15 protein-coding genes are annotated in these 16,410 nt (G+C 61.9%); 5 read left to right on the top strand and 10 right to left on the bottom strand.

The window, feature by feature from the left end:
- Window positions 1–24: 24 nt before the first annotated feature.
- The 3 genes from clpB to rluD form a co-directional block, all read right to left on the bottom strand.
- Complete coding sequence (gene clpB / locus HALZIN_RS0101360) at window positions 25–2,616, bottom strand: ATP-dependent chaperone ClpB (protein WP_031382464.1); 2,592 nt, start codon at window positions 2,614–2,616, stop codon at window positions 25–27.
- A gap of 254 nt (window positions 2,617–2,870) precedes the next feature.
- Window positions 2,871–3,626: a peptidoglycan editing factor PgeF gene (gene pgeF / locus HALZIN_RS0101355; protein ID WP_031382463.1), complete on the bottom strand. Its 756-nt coding sequence runs from the start codon at window positions 3,624–3,626 to the stop codon at window positions 2,871–2,873.
- Window positions 3,623–4,582: a 23S rRNA pseudouridine(1911/1915/1917) synthase RluD gene (rluD, locus tag HALZIN_RS0101350; RefSeq protein ID WP_031382462.1), complete on the bottom strand. Its 960-nt coding sequence runs from the start codon at window positions 4,580–4,582 to the stop codon at window positions 3,623–3,625. Before rluD ends, pgeF begins: the two co-directional genes overlap by 4 nt.
- A 212-nt stretch (window positions 4,583–4,794) precedes the next feature.
- On the opposite strand from rluD, the gene HALZIN_RS0101345 reads away from it, so the two are divergent.
- A complete protein-coding gene (locus HALZIN_RS0101345; RefSeq protein ID WP_031382461.1) occupies window positions 4,795–5,586 on the top strand; it encodes an outer membrane protein assembly factor BamD in 792 nt (263 codons plus the stop codon).
- Between the two features lie 144 nt (window positions 5,587–5,730).
- Here HALZIN_RS0101345 and HALZIN_RS0101340 read toward each other — a convergent pair whose 3' ends face one another.
- Complete coding sequence (locus tag HALZIN_RS0101340) at window positions 5,731–7,362, bottom strand: NAD+ synthase (protein WP_031382460.1); 1,632 nt, start codon at window positions 7,360–7,362, stop codon at window positions 5,731–5,733.
- Between the two features lie 154 nt (window positions 7,363–7,516).
- Between HALZIN_RS0101340 and HALZIN_RS0101335 the strand changes: the two genes are divergently transcribed.
- From HALZIN_RS0101335 to HALZIN_RS0101325, 3 genes are all read left to right on the top strand, one after another.
- Window positions 7,517–7,765 carry a PP0621 family protein gene (locus tag HALZIN_RS0101335; RefSeq protein WP_031382459.1) on the top strand — a complete coding sequence of 83 codons (249 nt, stop codon included), beginning with the start codon at window positions 7,517–7,519 and terminating at the stop codon, window positions 7,763–7,765.
- 146 nt (window positions 7,766–7,911) lie between these two features.
- The gene (locus HALZIN_RS0101330) at window positions 7,912–8,190 is read left to right on the top strand and encodes a CopG family ribbon-helix-helix protein (protein ID WP_031382458.1); all 279 of its coding nucleotides are present in this window, start codon (window positions 7,912–7,914) and stop codon (window positions 8,188–8,190) included.
- Window positions 8,178–8,468, top strand: a complete 291-nt coding sequence (locus HALZIN_RS0101325) for a type II toxin-antitoxin system RelE/ParE family toxin (RefSeq protein WP_031382457.1) — start codon at window positions 8,178–8,180, stop codon at window positions 8,466–8,468. The genes HALZIN_RS0101330 and HALZIN_RS0101325 overlap by 13 nt, the downstream gene beginning before the upstream one ends.
- A gap of 26 nt (window positions 8,469–8,494) precedes the next feature.
- Here HALZIN_RS0101325 and HALZIN_RS16645 read toward each other — a convergent pair whose 3' ends face one another.
- The 4 genes from HALZIN_RS16645 to HALZIN_RS0101305 all read right to left on the bottom strand — a co-directional run bounded on the left by HALZIN_RS16645 (window position 8,495) and on the right by HALZIN_RS0101305 (window position 11,785).
- Window positions 8,495–9,499 carry an NAD(P)/FAD-dependent oxidoreductase gene (locus tag HALZIN_RS16645; protein WP_236254943.1) on the bottom strand — a complete coding sequence of 335 codons (1,005 nt, stop codon included), beginning with the start codon at window positions 9,497–9,499 and terminating at the stop codon, window positions 8,495–8,497.
- A 78-nt stretch (window positions 9,500–9,577) separates the two neighbouring features.
- A complete protein-coding gene (tnpC, locus tag HALZIN_RS0101315) occupies window positions 9,578–11,179 on the bottom strand; it encodes an IS66 family transposase (RefSeq protein WP_031382456.1) in 1,602 nt (533 codons plus the stop codon).
- A gap of 43 nt (window positions 11,180–11,222) precedes the next feature.
- Window positions 11,223–11,579: an IS66 family insertion sequence element accessory protein TnpB gene (gene tnpB, locus HALZIN_RS0101310; RefSeq protein ID WP_031382455.1), complete on the bottom strand. Its 357-nt coding sequence runs from the start codon at window positions 11,577–11,579 to the stop codon at window positions 11,223–11,225.
- Window positions 11,576–11,785: a hypothetical protein gene (locus tag HALZIN_RS0101305; RefSeq protein WP_031382454.1), complete on the bottom strand. Its 210-nt coding sequence runs from the start codon at window positions 11,783–11,785 to the stop codon at window positions 11,576–11,578. Before HALZIN_RS0101305 ends, tnpB begins: the two co-directional genes overlap by 4 nt.
- A gap of 217 nt (window positions 11,786–12,002) precedes the next feature.
- On the opposite strand from HALZIN_RS0101305, the gene HALZIN_RS18640 reads away from it, so the two are divergent.
- Complete coding sequence (locus HALZIN_RS18640; RefSeq protein ID WP_084173264.1) at window positions 12,003–12,512, top strand: GspH/FimT family pseudopilin; 510 nt, start codon at window positions 12,003–12,005, stop codon at window positions 12,510–12,512.
- On the opposite strand, the gene HALZIN_RS18260 is transcribed toward HALZIN_RS18640, so the two are convergent.
- The gene (locus HALZIN_RS18260; protein ID WP_035575071.1) at window positions 12,509–12,955 is read right to left on the bottom strand and encodes a type IV pilin protein; all 447 of its coding nucleotides are present in this window, start codon (window positions 12,953–12,955) and stop codon (window positions 12,509–12,511) included. The two genes, HALZIN_RS18640 and HALZIN_RS18260, sit on opposite strands and share 4 nt — an antisense overlap.
- A gap of 8 nt (window positions 12,956–12,963) precedes the next feature.
- Window positions 12,964–16,398, bottom strand: a complete 3,435-nt coding sequence (locus tag HALZIN_RS17265; RefSeq protein WP_084173262.1) for a pilus assembly protein — start codon at window positions 16,396–16,398, stop codon at window positions 12,964–12,966.
- Between the last annotated feature and the right edge of the window lie 12 nt (window positions 16,399–16,410).

Raw genomic sequence — 16,410 nt, 5'->3', positions numbered from 1 at the left:
GATTGCGTACTTGCCGGCAAGCCCTTACTTGGCGAACGCCAGGTGGCCGTCCTCGGCGCTGACCCGAATGGCGTCGCCGGGGCCGAAATGGCCGGCCAGCAGTTCCCGGGCCAGCGGGTTTTCGAGGCGGTTCTGGATCGCCCGCTTGAGTGGCCGTGCGCCGTACACCGGATCGAAGCCGACCACCGCCAGCTGGGCCAGCGCATCGTCGCTGACCGTCAGCGTCATGTCGCGCTCGGCGAGCCGCTCGCGCAGGCGCTGCAGCTGGATCTCGGCGATCTTCTGGATCTGCTCCTGGTCGAGCGGATGGAATACCACCACTTCGTCGATACGGTTGATCAGTTCCGGCCGGAAGTGCTGACCGACCACTTCCATCACCGCCTCCTTCATGCGGGCGTAGGCGTCCTCGCCCTCGCTGGCGAATTTCTGGATCAGATCCGAGCCCATGTTCGAAGTCATCACGATCACCGTGTTGCGAAAATCCACGGTGCGCCCCTGACCGTCGGTCAGCCGGCCATCCTCGAGCACCTGCAGGAGGATGTTGAAGACGTCCGAGTGGGCTTTCTCGACCTCGTCGAGCAGCAGCACCGAATAGGGCTTGCGGCGCACCGCCTCGGTCAGGTAGCCGCCCTCCTCGTAGCCGACGTAACCCGGCGGCGCGCCGATCAGCCGCGCCACGGAGTGCTTCTCCATGAACTCGGACATGTCGATGCGCACCATCGCCTCCTCGGTGTCGAACAGGAAATTGGCCAGCGACTTGCACAGCTCGGTCTTGCCCACCCCGGTCGGGCCGAGGAACAGAAACGAGCCATTGGGGCGGTTGGGATCGGCGAGCCCGGCGCGCGAGCGGCGCACCGCATCGGCGACCGCCTTGACCGCCTCGTCCTGACCGATCACCCGGTCGTGCAACGCGTCTTCCATGCGCAAGAGCTTGTCGCGCTCGCCCTCGAGCATCTTGGCCACCGGAATGCCGGTCCAGCGCGACACCACCTCGGCGATCTCCTCCTCGGTGACGTTGGAGCGCAGCAATTGGTGCTGGGACGTGTCGGCCGCCCCGCCACTCTCGCCGGATTCGGCGATCTTCTTCTCAATGGTCGGGATCACCCCGTACTGCAGCTCGGACATCCGCCCCAGGTCGCCCTGGCGGCGCGCCGCCTCGAGATCGATGCGCGCCTGCTCGAGCTCGGCCTTGAACTGCGCGGCGCCCTGGATACTGGCCTTCTCGGACTTCCACACCTCGTCGAGGTCGGCGTATTCGCGCTCGAGCTCGCCGATCTGCTCCTCGAGGTTTTCCAGGCGCTTCTTCGAAGCCTCGTCGGTCTCCTTCTTGAGCGCCTCGCGTTCCATCTTGAGCTGGATCAGCCGGCGGTCGAGGCGGTCCATCTCCTCGGGCTTGGAGTCGAGTTCCATGCGAATCCGCGAGGCCGCCTCGTCGATCAGGTCGATGGCCTTGTCGGGCAGCTGGCGATCGGTGATGTAGCGAGTCGACAGCTTGGCCGCGGCGATGATCGCGCCGTCGGTGATGTCGACGCCATGGTGCACCTCGTAGCGCTCCTTGAGGCCGCGCAGGATCGCCACGGTATCCTCCTCGGAGGGCTCGTCGACCAGTACCTTCTGGAAGCGGCGCTCGAGCGCGGCGTCCTTCTCGATGTACTTGCGGTACTCGTCGAGGGTGGTGGCGCCCACGCAGTGCAACTCGCCGCGCGCCAGCGCCGGCTTCAACATGTTGCCGGCGTCCATCGAGCCCTCGGCCTTGCCGGCGCCGACCATGGTGTGCAGCTCGTCGATGAACAGGATCACCCGGCCCTCTTCCTTGGCCAGTTCGTTGAGCACCGCCTTCAGGCGCTCCTCGAACTCGCCGCGGAACTTGGCGCCGGCAAGCAGCGCGCCCATGTCCAGCGACAGCACGAGTTTGTCCTTGAGGCCTTCCGGCACCTCGCCGTTGATGATCCGCTGGGCCAGGCCCTCGACGATCGCCGTCTTGCCCACGCCGGGCTCGCCGATCAGCACCGGGTTGTTCTTGGTGCGCCGCTGCAGCACCTGAATCGTGCGACGGATCTCGTCGTCACGGCCGATCACCGGGTCGAGCTTGCCTTCGGCGGCCCGCGCGGTGAGATCCAGGGTGTATTTATCCAGCGCCTCGCGGCTCTCCTCGGCGCTGGCATCGTCGACGGCCTGGCCGCCGCGCAGGCTATCGATGGCCGCGACCAGCGCCGTCTTGGACAGTCCGGCCTGGATCAGCACCTTGCTGATCGCGTGGTTCATCTCCAGCGCGGCGAGCAGCACCAGCTCGCTGGCGATGTATTGATCGCCGCGTGCCTGGGCCTCGCGGTCGGCGAGGTTGAACAGCTGCGCCAGATCCTGACTCATGGTCACGTTGCCGTCGAACTGACCGACCTTGGGCAGGTTGTCGAGATACTGCGCCAGGCCGTCGCGCAACTTGCCCAGCTCGCCGCCGGCCTTCTGCACCAGACCCTTGATGCCGCTGTCGCGGGCGTCGAGCAGCGCGCTCAGCACATGGCCGGGATCGAGCTGGTTATGGGCACGCCCGACGGCCAGGGACTGGGCCTCGGCCAGGGCGTTCTGCAACTTGCTGGTCATGCGATCGATACGCATCGAAATCCTCCATCGGGGCGGCGGCGCGGTCGGACGCGCCGTGGGCCCAAGTCGTCATGTTTGACACTATCAATGGAGGTATGTTGGGGCGCTTTCAAGTCGACCGGAGGAGGAAACGCAGAAGGTTCGATGTGGGTCAGGGGCGCGTAAGCCGTAAGCCGTAAGCCGTAAGTCACGACATTGGCACCAGCGCTGGAATCGGTAATAGAGTGCTTACCGCTTATAGCTTATAGCTTACAGCTCCCCCGCAGGGGCTAGCGGATCCAGATCATGCTGGCCATGCGCCCGGTCACGCCGTTGTCGCGGCGGTGGGAATAGAAGCGCCCCTCGCAGGCGGTGCAGAAGTGGCCGCCGCTGACATGCGCCACCCCCAGCCGCTCGAGGCGCAGCCGCGCCAGCTTGTAGAGATCGGCCATGTAATGACCGAGCCGATAGGGGCTCGGCTCGAAGGCGCTCTCGGCGGCGGGCTGCAGGGCGACGAAGGCCTCGCGGACTTCGCGACCCACTTCGAACTGGGCGTTGGAGATCGCCGGTCCCAGCCAGGCCATCAACTCGTCGGGCGGGCAGCCCAGCGCGGCGATACTGGCCTCGAGTACGCCGCCGGCCAGGCCGCGCCAGCCAGCATGCGCCAGGCCTACCCGGGTGCCACGCCAATCGCAGAAGAACACCGGCAGGCAGTCGGCGGTGAGGATCACGCAGGCATGCCGGTCATCGAAGGCCACCGCCGCGTCGGCCTGCGGCGGCTGCTCGGCGTGGCTCGGCCGAAAGTCCTGCGCCACCGCGGCGCCGTGGACCTGGTCGAGCCACAGTAGCGGCCGGCCGTCACCGACCTGCTCGCTCAACGACGCCCGGCAGCGAGCCACCGTGGCCGGGTCGTCGCCGACGTGCAGCGCCGGATTGAAGGCCGCATAAGGACCCTGGCTGGGGCCGGTTTCACGGCTGGTGACTAGCGCGCCCACAGTAGTCGGCGCCGGCCAGTCGGGCAGCAGCAGCGTGGGTTGATCGCTCATGTTCGCTCCTCGCCGTCGGCACGCAGGCCATCCAGCAACACCCACAAGTCGTCGGGCAGCTCGGCGCTGAAGCTCACCGACTCGCCGCTCGCCGGATGCACGAAGGCCAGCGTGCGAGCATGCAACGCCTGGCGCGGAAAACTGCGCAACTGCTCCTTGAGCGCCTCGCTGGCCCCGGCGGGCAGCTTGAGCCGCCCACCGTACAGCGCGTCGCCGATCAGCGGATAACGGCGATGCGCCATATGCACGCGAATCTGGTGGGTGCGTCCGGTTTCCAGCCGGCAACGCACATGCGTATGGCCGCGAAAGCGCTCGACCACCCGATAATGAGTCACCGCCGGCTTGCCCGATTCGGTGACCGCCTGACGCTTGCGATCCTTGGGGTGGCGACCGATCGGCGCATCCACCGTGCCGCCGGCGGTCATCATCCCGGTAACCACTGCGGCATACTCGCGCGAGACGCTGCGCGCCTGAAGCTGGCCGACCAGCGAGGTTTGCGCCGCCAGGGTCTTGGCAACCACCATCAGTCCGGTGGTGTCCTTGTCGAGGCGATGCACGATCCCCGCACGGGGGATCGCGGCAAGTGCCGGACAGTGGTGCAGCAGCGCGTTGAGCAGGGTGCCGTCGGGGTTGCCGGCAGCCGGATGCACCACCAGCCCGGCCGGCTTGTCGAGCACCAGCACGTCGTCATCCTCGTGAACGATGGCCAGTTCGATTGCCTGCGGCTGCCAGCGCACGGCGTCTTCGAGCACCGCCTCCAGCACCAGCCGCTCGCCACCGTAGACCTTGTCCTTGGGCTTGGCGGTCGCCCCGTCGAGGGTCAGCGCCCCCGACTTGATCCAGCCCTTGAGGCGCTCGCGGGAAAACTCCGCGAACAGCTCCGCGGCGGCCTGGTCCAGGCGAATGCCGACCATGGAGTCGGGGATGCGCTCGTCGCGCTGCAGGATATCGGGCATAGCTCGCGGGGTGCCTATGGAGTTCGACTGGGTGTTTTCCCGGCGGGGTGTCCCCGCTGGTGCGGTGTGCTTTATAGTGTTGGGCTTTACGAGATAGTGTGGGACTTTACGAGATAGTGTGGGACTTTACGAGATAGTGTGGGACTTTACGAGTCACCGGATCCGGCCGATTCTAGCATGGCCGTTGACGATTGCCCGATACGAGGATGACGATGCGCGTTTCTCCCCTTGCCGCCCTGGCCCTTGTCGCAGCCCTGCTCGCCGGCTGTGCCAGCAACGAGGTGAACCCTGACCTTCAGGAGCAGGAACTCTACCAGCAGGCCCAGTCATCGCTCGACACCGGGCGCTACAGCACCGCCGTCGAACAGCTCGAGGCGCTGGATACCCGCTTCCCGTTCGGCAACTACGCCGAGCAGGCCCAGCTTGAACTGATCTACGCCTATTACCAGGTCGAGAACTGGGAAGCCGCGCGCGCCGCGGCCAGCCGCTTCATCCGCCTGCATCCCGACCATCCGCAGGTCGACTATGCCTATTACCTGCGCGGCCTGGCCGCCTACCAGGCCGGACGCTTCAGCCTTGAGGGGCTCGAGCTGATCGACATTTCCAAGCGCGACCTGGGCTCCTCGCGCGACGCCTACGTCGACTTCGGCGAACTGGTGCGGCGCTTCCCCGACAGCCCGTACGCCGCCGACGCCCGGCAGCGCATCATCTATCTGCGCAACGTGCTGGCCCGCCATGAACTGCAGATTGCCGACTTCTATCTGCGCAAGGGCGCCTATCTCGCCGCCGTCGAACGCGGACGCTGGGTGCTCGAGCGCTATCCGCAAGCCACCGCCACCCGCGACGCCCTGGCGACCATGGTCGAGGGGTATCTGGGGCTGAACATGCGCGATCGCGCCCGCGAGGTGCTCAAGACGCTGATCGAGAACGATCCGGACAACGCGCGTCTCGACGGTCGCACCTTCGAGCCGCGCCTCGTCGACGCCGAGCCGCTGACGCTATAACCGCTTCGGGCTTCGGCAGCATGATTAGCCCTTCATGACAAAAGACACCGCCACAGGATGTTTCCAGCGGCGGTGTCTTGCTTTTCGTAGCTCGTAGCTCGTAGCTCGTAGCTCGTAGCTCGTAGCTCGTAGCTCGTAGCTGGATTATTCCCCCGGCTGCCAGCCATTGACGATCGGATAGCGGCGATCGCGGCCGAAACCGCGCGCGGTCACCCGCACGCCGACCGGCGCCTGACGGCGCTTGTACTCGCTGCGATCGACCAGCTTGACGACCTTGTAGACATCCTCGCTGGCGAAGCCCGCCGCGATGATCGCCTCGGCGCTCATGTCGCGCTCGATGTAGCGCTCGAGAATCGCATCGAGGGTGTCGTAGCCGGGCAGTGAATCGCTGTCCTGCTGGTCCGGGGCCAGCTCGGCCGACGGCGGGCGGTTGATCACCCGCTCGGGAATCGCCGGCTCCTGGGTATTGCGCCAGCGCGCCAGTCGATAGACCCAGGTCTTGTAGACATCCTTGAGCGCGTTGTAACCGCCGACCATGTCGCCGTAGAGCGTGGCGTAGCCCACCGCCATCTCGCTCTTGTTGCCGGTGGTCAGCACCATCAGGCCCTTCTTGTTGGAGATCGCCATCAACAGCACGCCACGACAGCGCGACTGCAGGTTCTCCTCGGTGGTGTCCTGCGGCGCGCCGGCGAAGCTTTCGGCGAGCGTCGCGTTGGCCGCCTCGACCATCCCGGCGATCGGCAGCGATTCGTAGCGCACGCCGAGCAGCCGCGCCTGTTCGGCGGCATCGTCGCGCGAGATCTGCGCCGTGTAGTGATACGGCATCATCACCGCCTGGACCCGCTCGGGGCCCAGCGCATCGACGGCGATCGCCAGCGACAGCGCCGAGTCGATACCCCCCGACAGTCCCAGCACCACGCCCTGAAAGCCGCTCTTGTTGACATAGTCGCGCAGCCCGGTGACCAGCGCGCAGTAGAGATTTTCCTCGGTGCCGGGCAACGCCTCGATCTCGCCGGCTTCCGGCGTCCAGCGACCGGCGTCGTTGACGAAGCGCACCGGCATCAGCCCAACCTGCCAGTGCGGGGCGCGTATACGCAACTCACCGGCCGCATCGACCACCAGCGAGCCGCCATCGAAGACCAGTTCGTCCTGGCCGCCGATCTGGTTGACGTAGACCACCGGGCGCTGCGCTTCGCGGGCGCGCTCGGCGAACAGCGTCAGGCGCTCGGCAGGCTTGTTCTGATGAAAGGGCGAAGCGTTGAGGGCGACCAGCACGTCGGCGCCGGCATCGCGGCACTGGCGTACCGGTGCGCCGTCCCACAGATCTTCGCAGATCAGGATGCCGAGCCTGGCACCGCCATGCTCGATGATCAGCGGCTCGCTGCCCGGCATGAAATAGCGCCGCTCGTCGAAGACCTGGTAATTGGGCAGCGCCTGCTTGGCGTACTCGCCCAGCCATTCGCCGTTGTAGAGCACCCCGGCCAGGTTGTGATAGCCGCTGGCGCGATGGCCGGGATAGCCGATCACCACCATCACGTCCTTGGCCACCTTGTGCGCCATGCGCGCGCGCGCCGCCTCGAGGCGCGTCTCCATCGATTCGCGAAACAGCAGGTCCTCGGGCGGGTAGCCGGTCAGGAACAGCTCGGGAAAGACCACGACATCGGCCTTGTGCTCGAGGCGCGCTTCGCGCACGGCCTCGATGGCGCGCTCGGCATTGCCGGGTATATCGCCCACCAGCGGGTCCAGCTGGGCCATTACCAGGGTCAAATCTTGCATGAGCGTACAATCCTCACAGTCGCTGGGCCAGAAACGGGGCGGGGCACGATTGGCGAGCCATGAGGCTGGCTTTACACTACCCCCTTTACCCTCATTGTCCCGCAAGGGCTGGCGCGTGCAAAGCACTGCCGGGCCGTCATGGGAGACCCAAGGAATGAATCTCTTGCTTATCCGCCTGATCATCTTCGCGATACTGTTGTGGGCCGGCCTCAAGCTCTACCGCATGTACCGAGAATGGAAACTCGAGCAGGACGCCCCGCGCCGCGTCGAGGACGCCAGGATGGTGCGCTGCGCCTATTGCCGCGTGCACCTGCCCGAGCCCGATGCCGTGCGCCGCGACCAGTTGTGGTTCTGCTCCAGCGACCATCACGCCCGCTTCCTCGAGGAGCAGACGCCCTCCTGAGGCACGGTTCTATACAACCTACGCCCCGTGCAACAGCAGTCATGCCCAGTGATGCTCGATCTCGTACCGGGTGACAGCACCATCGACACCAGGCCCAAACCGACTTAAAGTAGTCAAGGGTATTACCTCTTACTATGGAGGCCAGCATGGCAACGCCAACGTCCATCAAACTCGATGACGGCCTGAAGAGTCGCGTCCAACACTTGGCCGATGCTCGCCGGCGCTCGGCGCACTGGCTAATGCGCGAAGCCATCGAGCAATATGTGGAGCGCGAGGAAAGACGCGAGGCCTTCAAGCAGGACACACTCAAGGCATGGGAGGACTACCAAGCCACCGGACTGCACGCGACCGCTGACGAAGTAGAGAAGTGGCTGGCCAGCTGGGGAACGGATAGCGAACTGCCAGCACCGATATGTCGCGAGTGATCTTCGCCCCGGCAGCGGTCCGGGATCTGGAGCGGCTACGCGAGTTCCTGCGGCCGAAAAACCTCGCAGCAGCCGAGCGGGCCGCAAAGGTCATCATCCAAGGCGTCCAGGCACTCGGAGAGCTGCCACGTATCGGACGCCCCATTGACGACTTGCCCGAGGAATACCGGGACTGGCTGATTGAATTCGGCGATAGTGGCTATGTCGTTCGATACCGCATCGACGATGACTTTGTTGTGGTGTTGGCCATACGTCATCAGAAAGAAGCCGGCTTGTGACTTACGCCGAAATTTTCTAACGGGAATCAATCCAGACGATAGGGCCGCGGATCGACGATCGGCTCACGGCCCAGCATCTCATCGACCAGTAGTCGCGTCGCCGCCGGCGCCAAAACCAGCCCGTTGCGGTAGTGGCCGGCGTTGACGTAGAGCCCGGCGACGCCCGGCACGTTGCCGATCATCGGCACGCCATCGGGCGAGCTCGGGCGCAGCCCGGCCCAGTGATGCTCGACCTCACAATCGGCCAGCGCCGGCACGATGCGTGTCGCGCTGGCCCGCAACGACTCCCGCGCGGCGGCGCTGGTGGCCTTGTCGAAGCCGGTTTCCTCCAGCGTCGACCCGGCCAGCACCCGCCCATCGCCGCGCGGGATCACATAGCGCCCATCGAGCAGCACCACCCGCTCGACCAGCCCGGGCGGCGCACGGAACAGGATCATCTGGCCCTTTACCGGTCGCACCGCCAGTGTATAGCCGACGGTCTCGAGCAATCCGGCGCTCCAGGCCCCGCCGCAGACCACCACGCGCTCGGCCGCGATCCGCTCGCCATTGGCCTGCACGCCGCGAACCCGCTCGCCCTCGACGAGCAGGCGCTCCATCGCCGTTTCTTCGTGCAGCGTGACCTGCGGCATCGCCGCCAAGCGCGCCCGCAACGCCTGGCCCAGGCGCGGATTGCGAATGCTGCCCAGGGTCGGCATCCACAATGCCTGGTCGAAGCCCGGCGCGGCGTTGGGCTCCTTGCGGTAGATGAATTGTCCATCGACCCGCTCCAGTGGCTTGCCAAGCTCGAGCGCCCAGTCGAGCGCCCGCGCCTCGTCGTCGACACGCAGGTAGAGCAGCCCGCGCTGGCGATACTCGGGGTCAATGCCGGTTTCCTCCAGCAGGCGCAGCGATAGCTCGGGATAGAAACCCTCGGACCAGCGCGACAACGCCGACACCGGCGCTCCGTAACGCCAGGGGTAGAGCGGCGAGACGATGCCACCGCCCGCCCAGGACGCCTCCTGGCCGCAGTGGCCACGCTCGATCAATGTCACCCGCTAGCCGGCGTCGGCCAGTTGCAGCGCGGTCATCATGCCGTAAGCGATCCACGAACCCCATCTGTTGGGCCTGAGTCAGACCGGTAGAGTCTCTTTCCAGCGCCAGGGGAGCAGCGTGTCGAGATCGTCATCCTCGCCGAGTGTCGGCAGGGTCTCGAACACGAACTGCAGGTACTCGTAGGGCGAGAGGCCGTTGGCCTTCGCCGTCTCGATCAGGCTGTAGATCGCCGCGCTGGCCCGCGCACCGCTCGGTGTATGGCTGAAGAGCCAGTTCTTTCGGCCGACGACAAAGGGACGAATAGCATTTTCCGCGGCGTTGTTGTCCAGCGGGATCAGGCCGTCATCGAGGAAGCGGGTCAGGCGCTGCCACTGGCCATCCAGGTAGTGCAGCGCCCTGCCCAGTGCGCTTTTCGGCAGCACCTGCGTCAGCGACTTGCCGAGCCAGGTGCGCAGCTGGGTGATCAGGGGGCGACTCTTCTGCTCGCGCAGCGCCCGGCGCGCCTCGGGCTCCAGGGCCCTGGCCTGCTTCTCCACGGCGTAGAGCTTGCGGATCTGGTTGAGCGCCCAGTCGGCCTTGCCGGTCTTGCCCTTGGGCTGCACCTTCTGGGCCTCGACGAACTTGCGACGGGCGTGCGCCCAGCAGCCGGCATGGATGATGCCGTTTTTCCGCACCACCTCGGCATAGCCCTCGTAGCCGTCGGTGACCAGGCGACCGCCATAGTCGCCCAGCAGGCGCACCGGCACCCGACCCGCTCGGCTGGCGTCGTAGTCGAACAGCACCACCTGCTGGCTCGGTGGGCCGCCGCGCTGCAGCCACATGTAGGAGGTGGCGCTCGCCGGCCGGTCGGCTTCGGCGTTGACCTGCAGCGTGGTCTCATCCATGTGGATCAGCGGACTCTGCAGCAGCTGCTGTCGGAGGACCTCAACCAGGGGCATCAGCCGCTCGCCGACCAGCACCATCCAGCGCGCCAGGGTGTTGCGCGGGATCTCGGCACCGTGCCGAGCAAGGATCCGGCTCTGGCGATAGAGCGGCAAGGCGTCCTGGTACTTGGCGGTGGCCACGTAGGCCAGCAAGGTGGCGCTGGCGTTGCTCCTGGGCAGCAGCTTGGCCGGTGCCGGGGCGATCTGCACGCCCTCTTCGCAGGCCGGGCAGCCGTACTTGACGCGTACATGGCGGATCACCTCGACCCGCGCCGGCACGACATGCAGCTCTTCGCTGACCTCCTGGCCGATCTCCTTGAGCTCGGTGCCGTCATCGTGGCAGTGACGGGCATCTTCGGGCAGCTCATGCACGACTTCGACGCGCGGCAACTCAGGAGGCAGAGCCACCCGACCGCCACGGCTGCGGCGCTTGACCGGCTGACGGGGCTCGGTCGGCGCGTCCTCCTCGTCGTCGGTCGCGTCATCCTGAGCGTTGGCGTCTTCCTCGTCGACCGCCGCTTCGGCCTCGTTGATGAGCAGATCCCCCTGCGCGACACGGTATTTTTCGGTGGAGGGGCCAAACTGACGCTCGATGGCCAGGCGGAACTGCTCGAAAAGCGCCGCCTTGGTGGCTTCCCACTGAGCCTCCTTCTTCTCCATCAACTGATGAAGACGCGCGATCTCCTCCTGCTGAGAACGCACTTGGCGCTGCAGCTGAGAGCGGGAATCAGGGGGTGAGAAAGCGTGGGATGTCATCCTGATATTTTACCAAAACGGCCTGCTGACAGCAGCAAAAATGTCAGCCAACCGACTGAAAATCCAAGGCCTTGTGGGGCTGCATGGCACTGAGGTCGTAGCCGTCGAGCAGCCAGTTCAGTTCCTGGCCGGACAGGGAGACGGTGTCGTCCTCCAGCCGGTCGGGCCACTTGAAGCGCTCCCGTTCCAGGCGCTTGTACCAGACCACGAAGCCGTTACGTTCCCAGAACAGCAGCTTCACCTTGTCGCGCTGGCGGTTGCCGAACACGAACACCGCTTCCTCGAAGGGGTTGAGCTCCATGGCCTCCTGAACGAGCAGGGCCAGCCCGTCGATCTGCTTGCGCATATCGACCGGCTCACGGCACAGGTAGACCCGCAGTCCGGTGTCCGGCCGAATCATCGGGCCACCTCCACGGCGACGAAGCGCAGCGGCCGATGGCGAGGTGGCACCGGCACATTCTGCACCACCAGGCGCTTTTCCCACGCCAGCAGTGACGCCAGCTCCAGCCCTTGCTCCGCGGCGTACTCGCTCAGCGACAGGTGCCGAGAGGAAGCATGGAACAGATGGCCCAGCCAGAAGGCCTGTGTCGAGGTCAGGTCAGTCATGGTGTCCTCCTTGGAATCGGGTGACACCAGTCTGACGGACACTATTCAGCGGCAGAAGATGGGGTTTGTGGAGCGCTTACATCATGCCGATGACGCCGCCACCGATGATTAAGAAATCACTCACAAAGAATGTCCGTTTTCACTTACAACAAAAAAACTTAAAACGTTTATCGTCTTTTGATACATAAAATAACACCATTAAAAGGAAACGGTCAGCATGCACCTTATACGCCAACGTGGCTTCACCCTGATAGAATTGATGGTCACTTTAACGATTCTGGTTATTACGTTAGGCTGGGTCGCCCCTTCGTTCAGTCAGCTCATCTCACGCAATTCGATTGTCACAGATCTCTCACGTCTGAGATCAGCAATCGCCTTGGCCCGGAACACAGCGATAACTCGAGAGCAGGTAATCACCTTATGTCCTAGCCGGGACCAAAAGTCATGCAACAAAAATTGGTCTTTGCCACTACTCGTCATTCAGGGCCCTTTCGATGGCAACAATATTAGCCAAGACACCGATATCCTCAAAATCATCCCAGAAGGTAACGTGTCAAATACCCGGTTCCGCAATGATTACCGTTGGATTCGCATCCCTGCCACTGGTTGGCCAAGAGGATATAACGGCACTTTTGAGCTATGCGATACCAACGGAGAGTCCGCCTCACTGGTAATGAGCAATACCGGTAGACTCCGTTCAGGTGATACCGCTCAATGCAAGCGCTAAAAACAGTCACCGATACTACCGCTCCCCGTAACGCTCCGCTGCCCAGCCTGGTCGACCGACAATGTTCCACACTGGCTGTCAGGTGCCTGCGCTCCATTGGGCGTTGCTTCGATAATAAAAGTCTGAGACTGTGGCTGCTTGTCTGCGAATCCAATAGTATAGCGATTTTCGTCAGAAAGTTCAGAAACACATTGGTTAGATGGAAGAGATTGCTCATCAGCATCCACCAAGTAAGACATGTTTGAGGTATAACGGCGTTCCATCCCCTGCGCCAGTTCAGCCAGACAAGCCGTGGCACGACCACGCCAAGTGTCGCTGACGTAGCGCTGATAGCTGGGATAGGCAATGGTCGCAAGAATAGCGATAATCGCTGCCACGATCATCACTTCGATCAATGTAAAGCCTTGCTCACGCCATTGTCTTTCCCGGCTTGCCTTGTCCATATGAACCCCTAATAATTAAAAACTTGACGCCAAGACTGACGTCCGGCCTCACCGGGCGAAGCCTCTATACGACCACCGCCACTACCGCCACTATCAATAGTGCCCGCAAGAACGTCGTTATCATTTTCTGGATCATTAACCGCAACCTGAGACTGACCACTACCGAGCTGCAACCCAGCAACTATTTGAACATTACCAATCTGGTCCGTGATATTGTCGCTACCATCAATCTTTTTATCGCCGTTAACATCGAAAAAAGCACGCATCCCGCTACCCCCGGTATCGATGCGCAGACCATACACATACCCATCGATGCCTGCAGAGCATTGGCCAAATAGAGGACTCAAGGTTGCGAATAGTGCGCGCTGGTGGTAGATACCGGTAGGTAGCGTCGGCATCGAAACCATCCGCTCGCCTGGTGGCAACTGCAGATACCAACCTCGCTGATTTTCTGCTACCGGCTTATTAGTCACGCCACGCACGAGCTTGCCGTCGACCCTGGTCATGGAGGTAATCTCTTGCTTAGCCAGGTTGGGTGTTTCGGCCTCCACCGGAACCGGGTTTGCATCTCCATTGTCTTCCAGTCCGTAGAGACGCTGTATGCTACGGTCACTGCGGTCATCAACAAACTGGAAGCTACCGGTACCGAACAGCACCATCAATGTACTTGAGTCGCCGGGTTTGAACTCTAACTGAGGAGGTGCTGTAATTGGCTGAGAAGATTGCCCCGCCAGCAACCTGACAGACTTGTTGTTTATACCGATTAAATCAAACTTCAGGTCGGTTAAATCAAAACGCCACATGTTGCCCTGCTGATCGCCAGCGTAAGCATAGGTACTCGCCCCCATGTAGTCGGGCCAGCGGGTCGCGGTGGGGGGCCCCAAGCCATTCGACTCTTGCAGGCTGCCCACGTTGGTATCAAATCGCTTGAGAAGATCGCCACTTACCAGGTCCACCACGAACAGACTCGCACGCCCGAAAACACTGTTATAACCATTACCAAACAACGCAACCCAGCGAGGCTCTCCATTATAAATTACTCGAGAAATGGCGGGGCGAGTGACGCCTTCCCCCAAGTTAGGATTCGAGAATTCCCAAAGCACGTCCTCTGGCTTCATATCGGCTGGGTCACTCACATCGAGGGCAAAGACACTGCGCCCCCCCGCGCCCATCGTACCTACTACCACGGCTTCAGGTCCGCCATCGATTTCCACATTGCGCGCCACCGCCGAGCCATCGACAAAATAACGATGCGTATAGTCAGGCTGCATCAGCGATTCGAGTGGCGAAGCTTGCCCGGAATCCGATGTCACAAGCTCACTAGGAAGATAAGCGAAAAGCTCCTTTCCACTGTCAGCGGAAAATGCATGCAGCATGCCGTCATTGGCGCCGACGAATATCACCCCAGGACGCTGACTTTCCTGGGGAGGCGAAAGAAGAAAGGGCGCACTATTGACGATATCACCAAGCAGGTTGGGGGCATTCTGGCCATCCGGGATACGGCTTCGCATCCCATCCACCGAAGCCCCTTTCAACCAACGTACCTGATCAGCACTTAAACTGCTATTCTGAGGTGCCAACTCTACCCCGTTACCTCCTTTTGAAGTGAGCAGCAACCGATCGTCAGGTGACTGCTCTCGCAGCATAGACTCAGCATCCCATAGAAGTTTGCGCTTGCCGCCTGGCAACAACTGATAACCTTTAAGTTGCCCGGACCAGTCGATGCTGCGGAAACCAGCGGAAAACATTCTGGTATCCTCGTCAATGGCGTCACTACTTACCGCAACCGGCACCACCGAAGCCTCCTCTCGAGCAACGATAGCACCAAGTACTGCATCGAGACCATCGGCGAAAGATTGTGGATCGGCAGCATTGAAGAAGCCGCCATGGCCATTGATTGCGGCATGCAGCAGGTCATCGAGCCGAGCCCGGTTCGCACGGGTACTGTCCGGGCTATTAAAATCATTGGCATCGGGCCAATCCACTGGGGAACCATCAGCTACCGCTTGCCAGGCAGTATTGGCGTTGACGTTTCCCTCGACTCCAAAACCAATGCCAAAGGACGTCATATGCTGCCAAAAGGCCGGATCCTGACCGCTGACCGGCAGATCGTTGGCCAAGTCAACACGCAAGTCTCGTTTCCAATAGTTCATCGCCACATCAGCCAAGGTAAGTGCTGTGTTGTCAGCATAAGGCGGATTAGCCGGATAACGGTAACTCTGCCCACTGGCCCCGTTAATCGTTGGGCCGGCTTGTCCATCATCATTGCCAATACCGACAGGAGGACCACCACTCCAATAACCATCGGTCATCAACACCGTATAGCCAGCCCGACAGGATTGAAAGCCCACACTCTGGTTGGAACTAGGGTCATCACGCCAGGGTTCATCCCTGTACTGATAATAATTGCCAGCTCTTTGCAAGCCGCGCCGCAACGGAGTACCTTCTGCAGGCACATCATGTTCATACAGCCGATCATAGAAACGACCGCGGCCCTGACCGTAAAAAGTACGTACTCCATCAGAAACGTTCCCATTGGCAGTGTCATAATAACTACCGCTATTTATGGTATCGAAACCGACCCGAACTGTTGCGCCAATCTGGGAAAAAGCCTGACCGACCCCGGCTCGCGCTGCCAAAGTCCGCGAGCGGTAATAAGTATACCAGTTAGCAAAATTCTGCATCTCTTCTTGGTAGGTACAACTTGCCGGCATCGCTGTCGAGTTAGCACAATCCACACGATTTTCACGCCCCTCTCCAACAAAAGGAGAATTATCAGGGCGAATTTCAGTGCGCCGATAATTATTTATATTATTATACCCACCCCCTTTGTACCAAAAATAGACTGCTGGATAAAAAGTTTCCTGATAATTGAATAAATAGCGATTATTTCTAGAATTGATGACAGCTTGACAACCCGAGGGACCACTCTCCGTGATGGTATCGCAACTGCCTACCCACTGAGCTGCTCTCTCGGTCGACTCTTGCGTCAAGTTTCGGCGCCCTCGCTCAGGAAAGGCAGGATTATCGGGCGCTAGACGTGGTGAGGCATCGGCCATGCGCGCACCATCGGCTTTTACCCAGGGGCGATAGGTAACGGAAGGGTTGTAATAAAGCGTGTTAGTCTGCGGTGAGCGACTATAGGCATTGTAGGGGTCGCTTTCATCAAAGGTAGGCACATTATTCTGATATTCAGACCCCCTAACTTGGTATGTACCTTCCGCCCTTGGATACACAAAACGCGATGCAAGGGCAATATTGGATTCTGGCATGATCTCGAAACGCATCGAGCCCGAATCATCAATTATGAACATCAAATTCGGGTCAACACGCGCTCCCGCCGAGAGCGGTGTCTGAGACAAGCTCTTGGACCATGCGTTCACTGCCACCAGCAACCCGCAGAGGCTCAGTGAAAATAAAATAACGGCACGCATTATACGCATAAACCAACCTCA

This window comes from Halomonas zincidurans B6 (assembly GCF_000731955.1).
Lineage (GTDB): Bacteria > Pseudomonadota > Gammaproteobacteria > Pseudomonadales > Halomonadaceae > Modicisalibacter > Modicisalibacter zincidurans.
The sequence above is the reverse complement of the archived record's forward strand: the minus strand, read 5'-3'. Positions and strand labels throughout refer to the sequence as shown.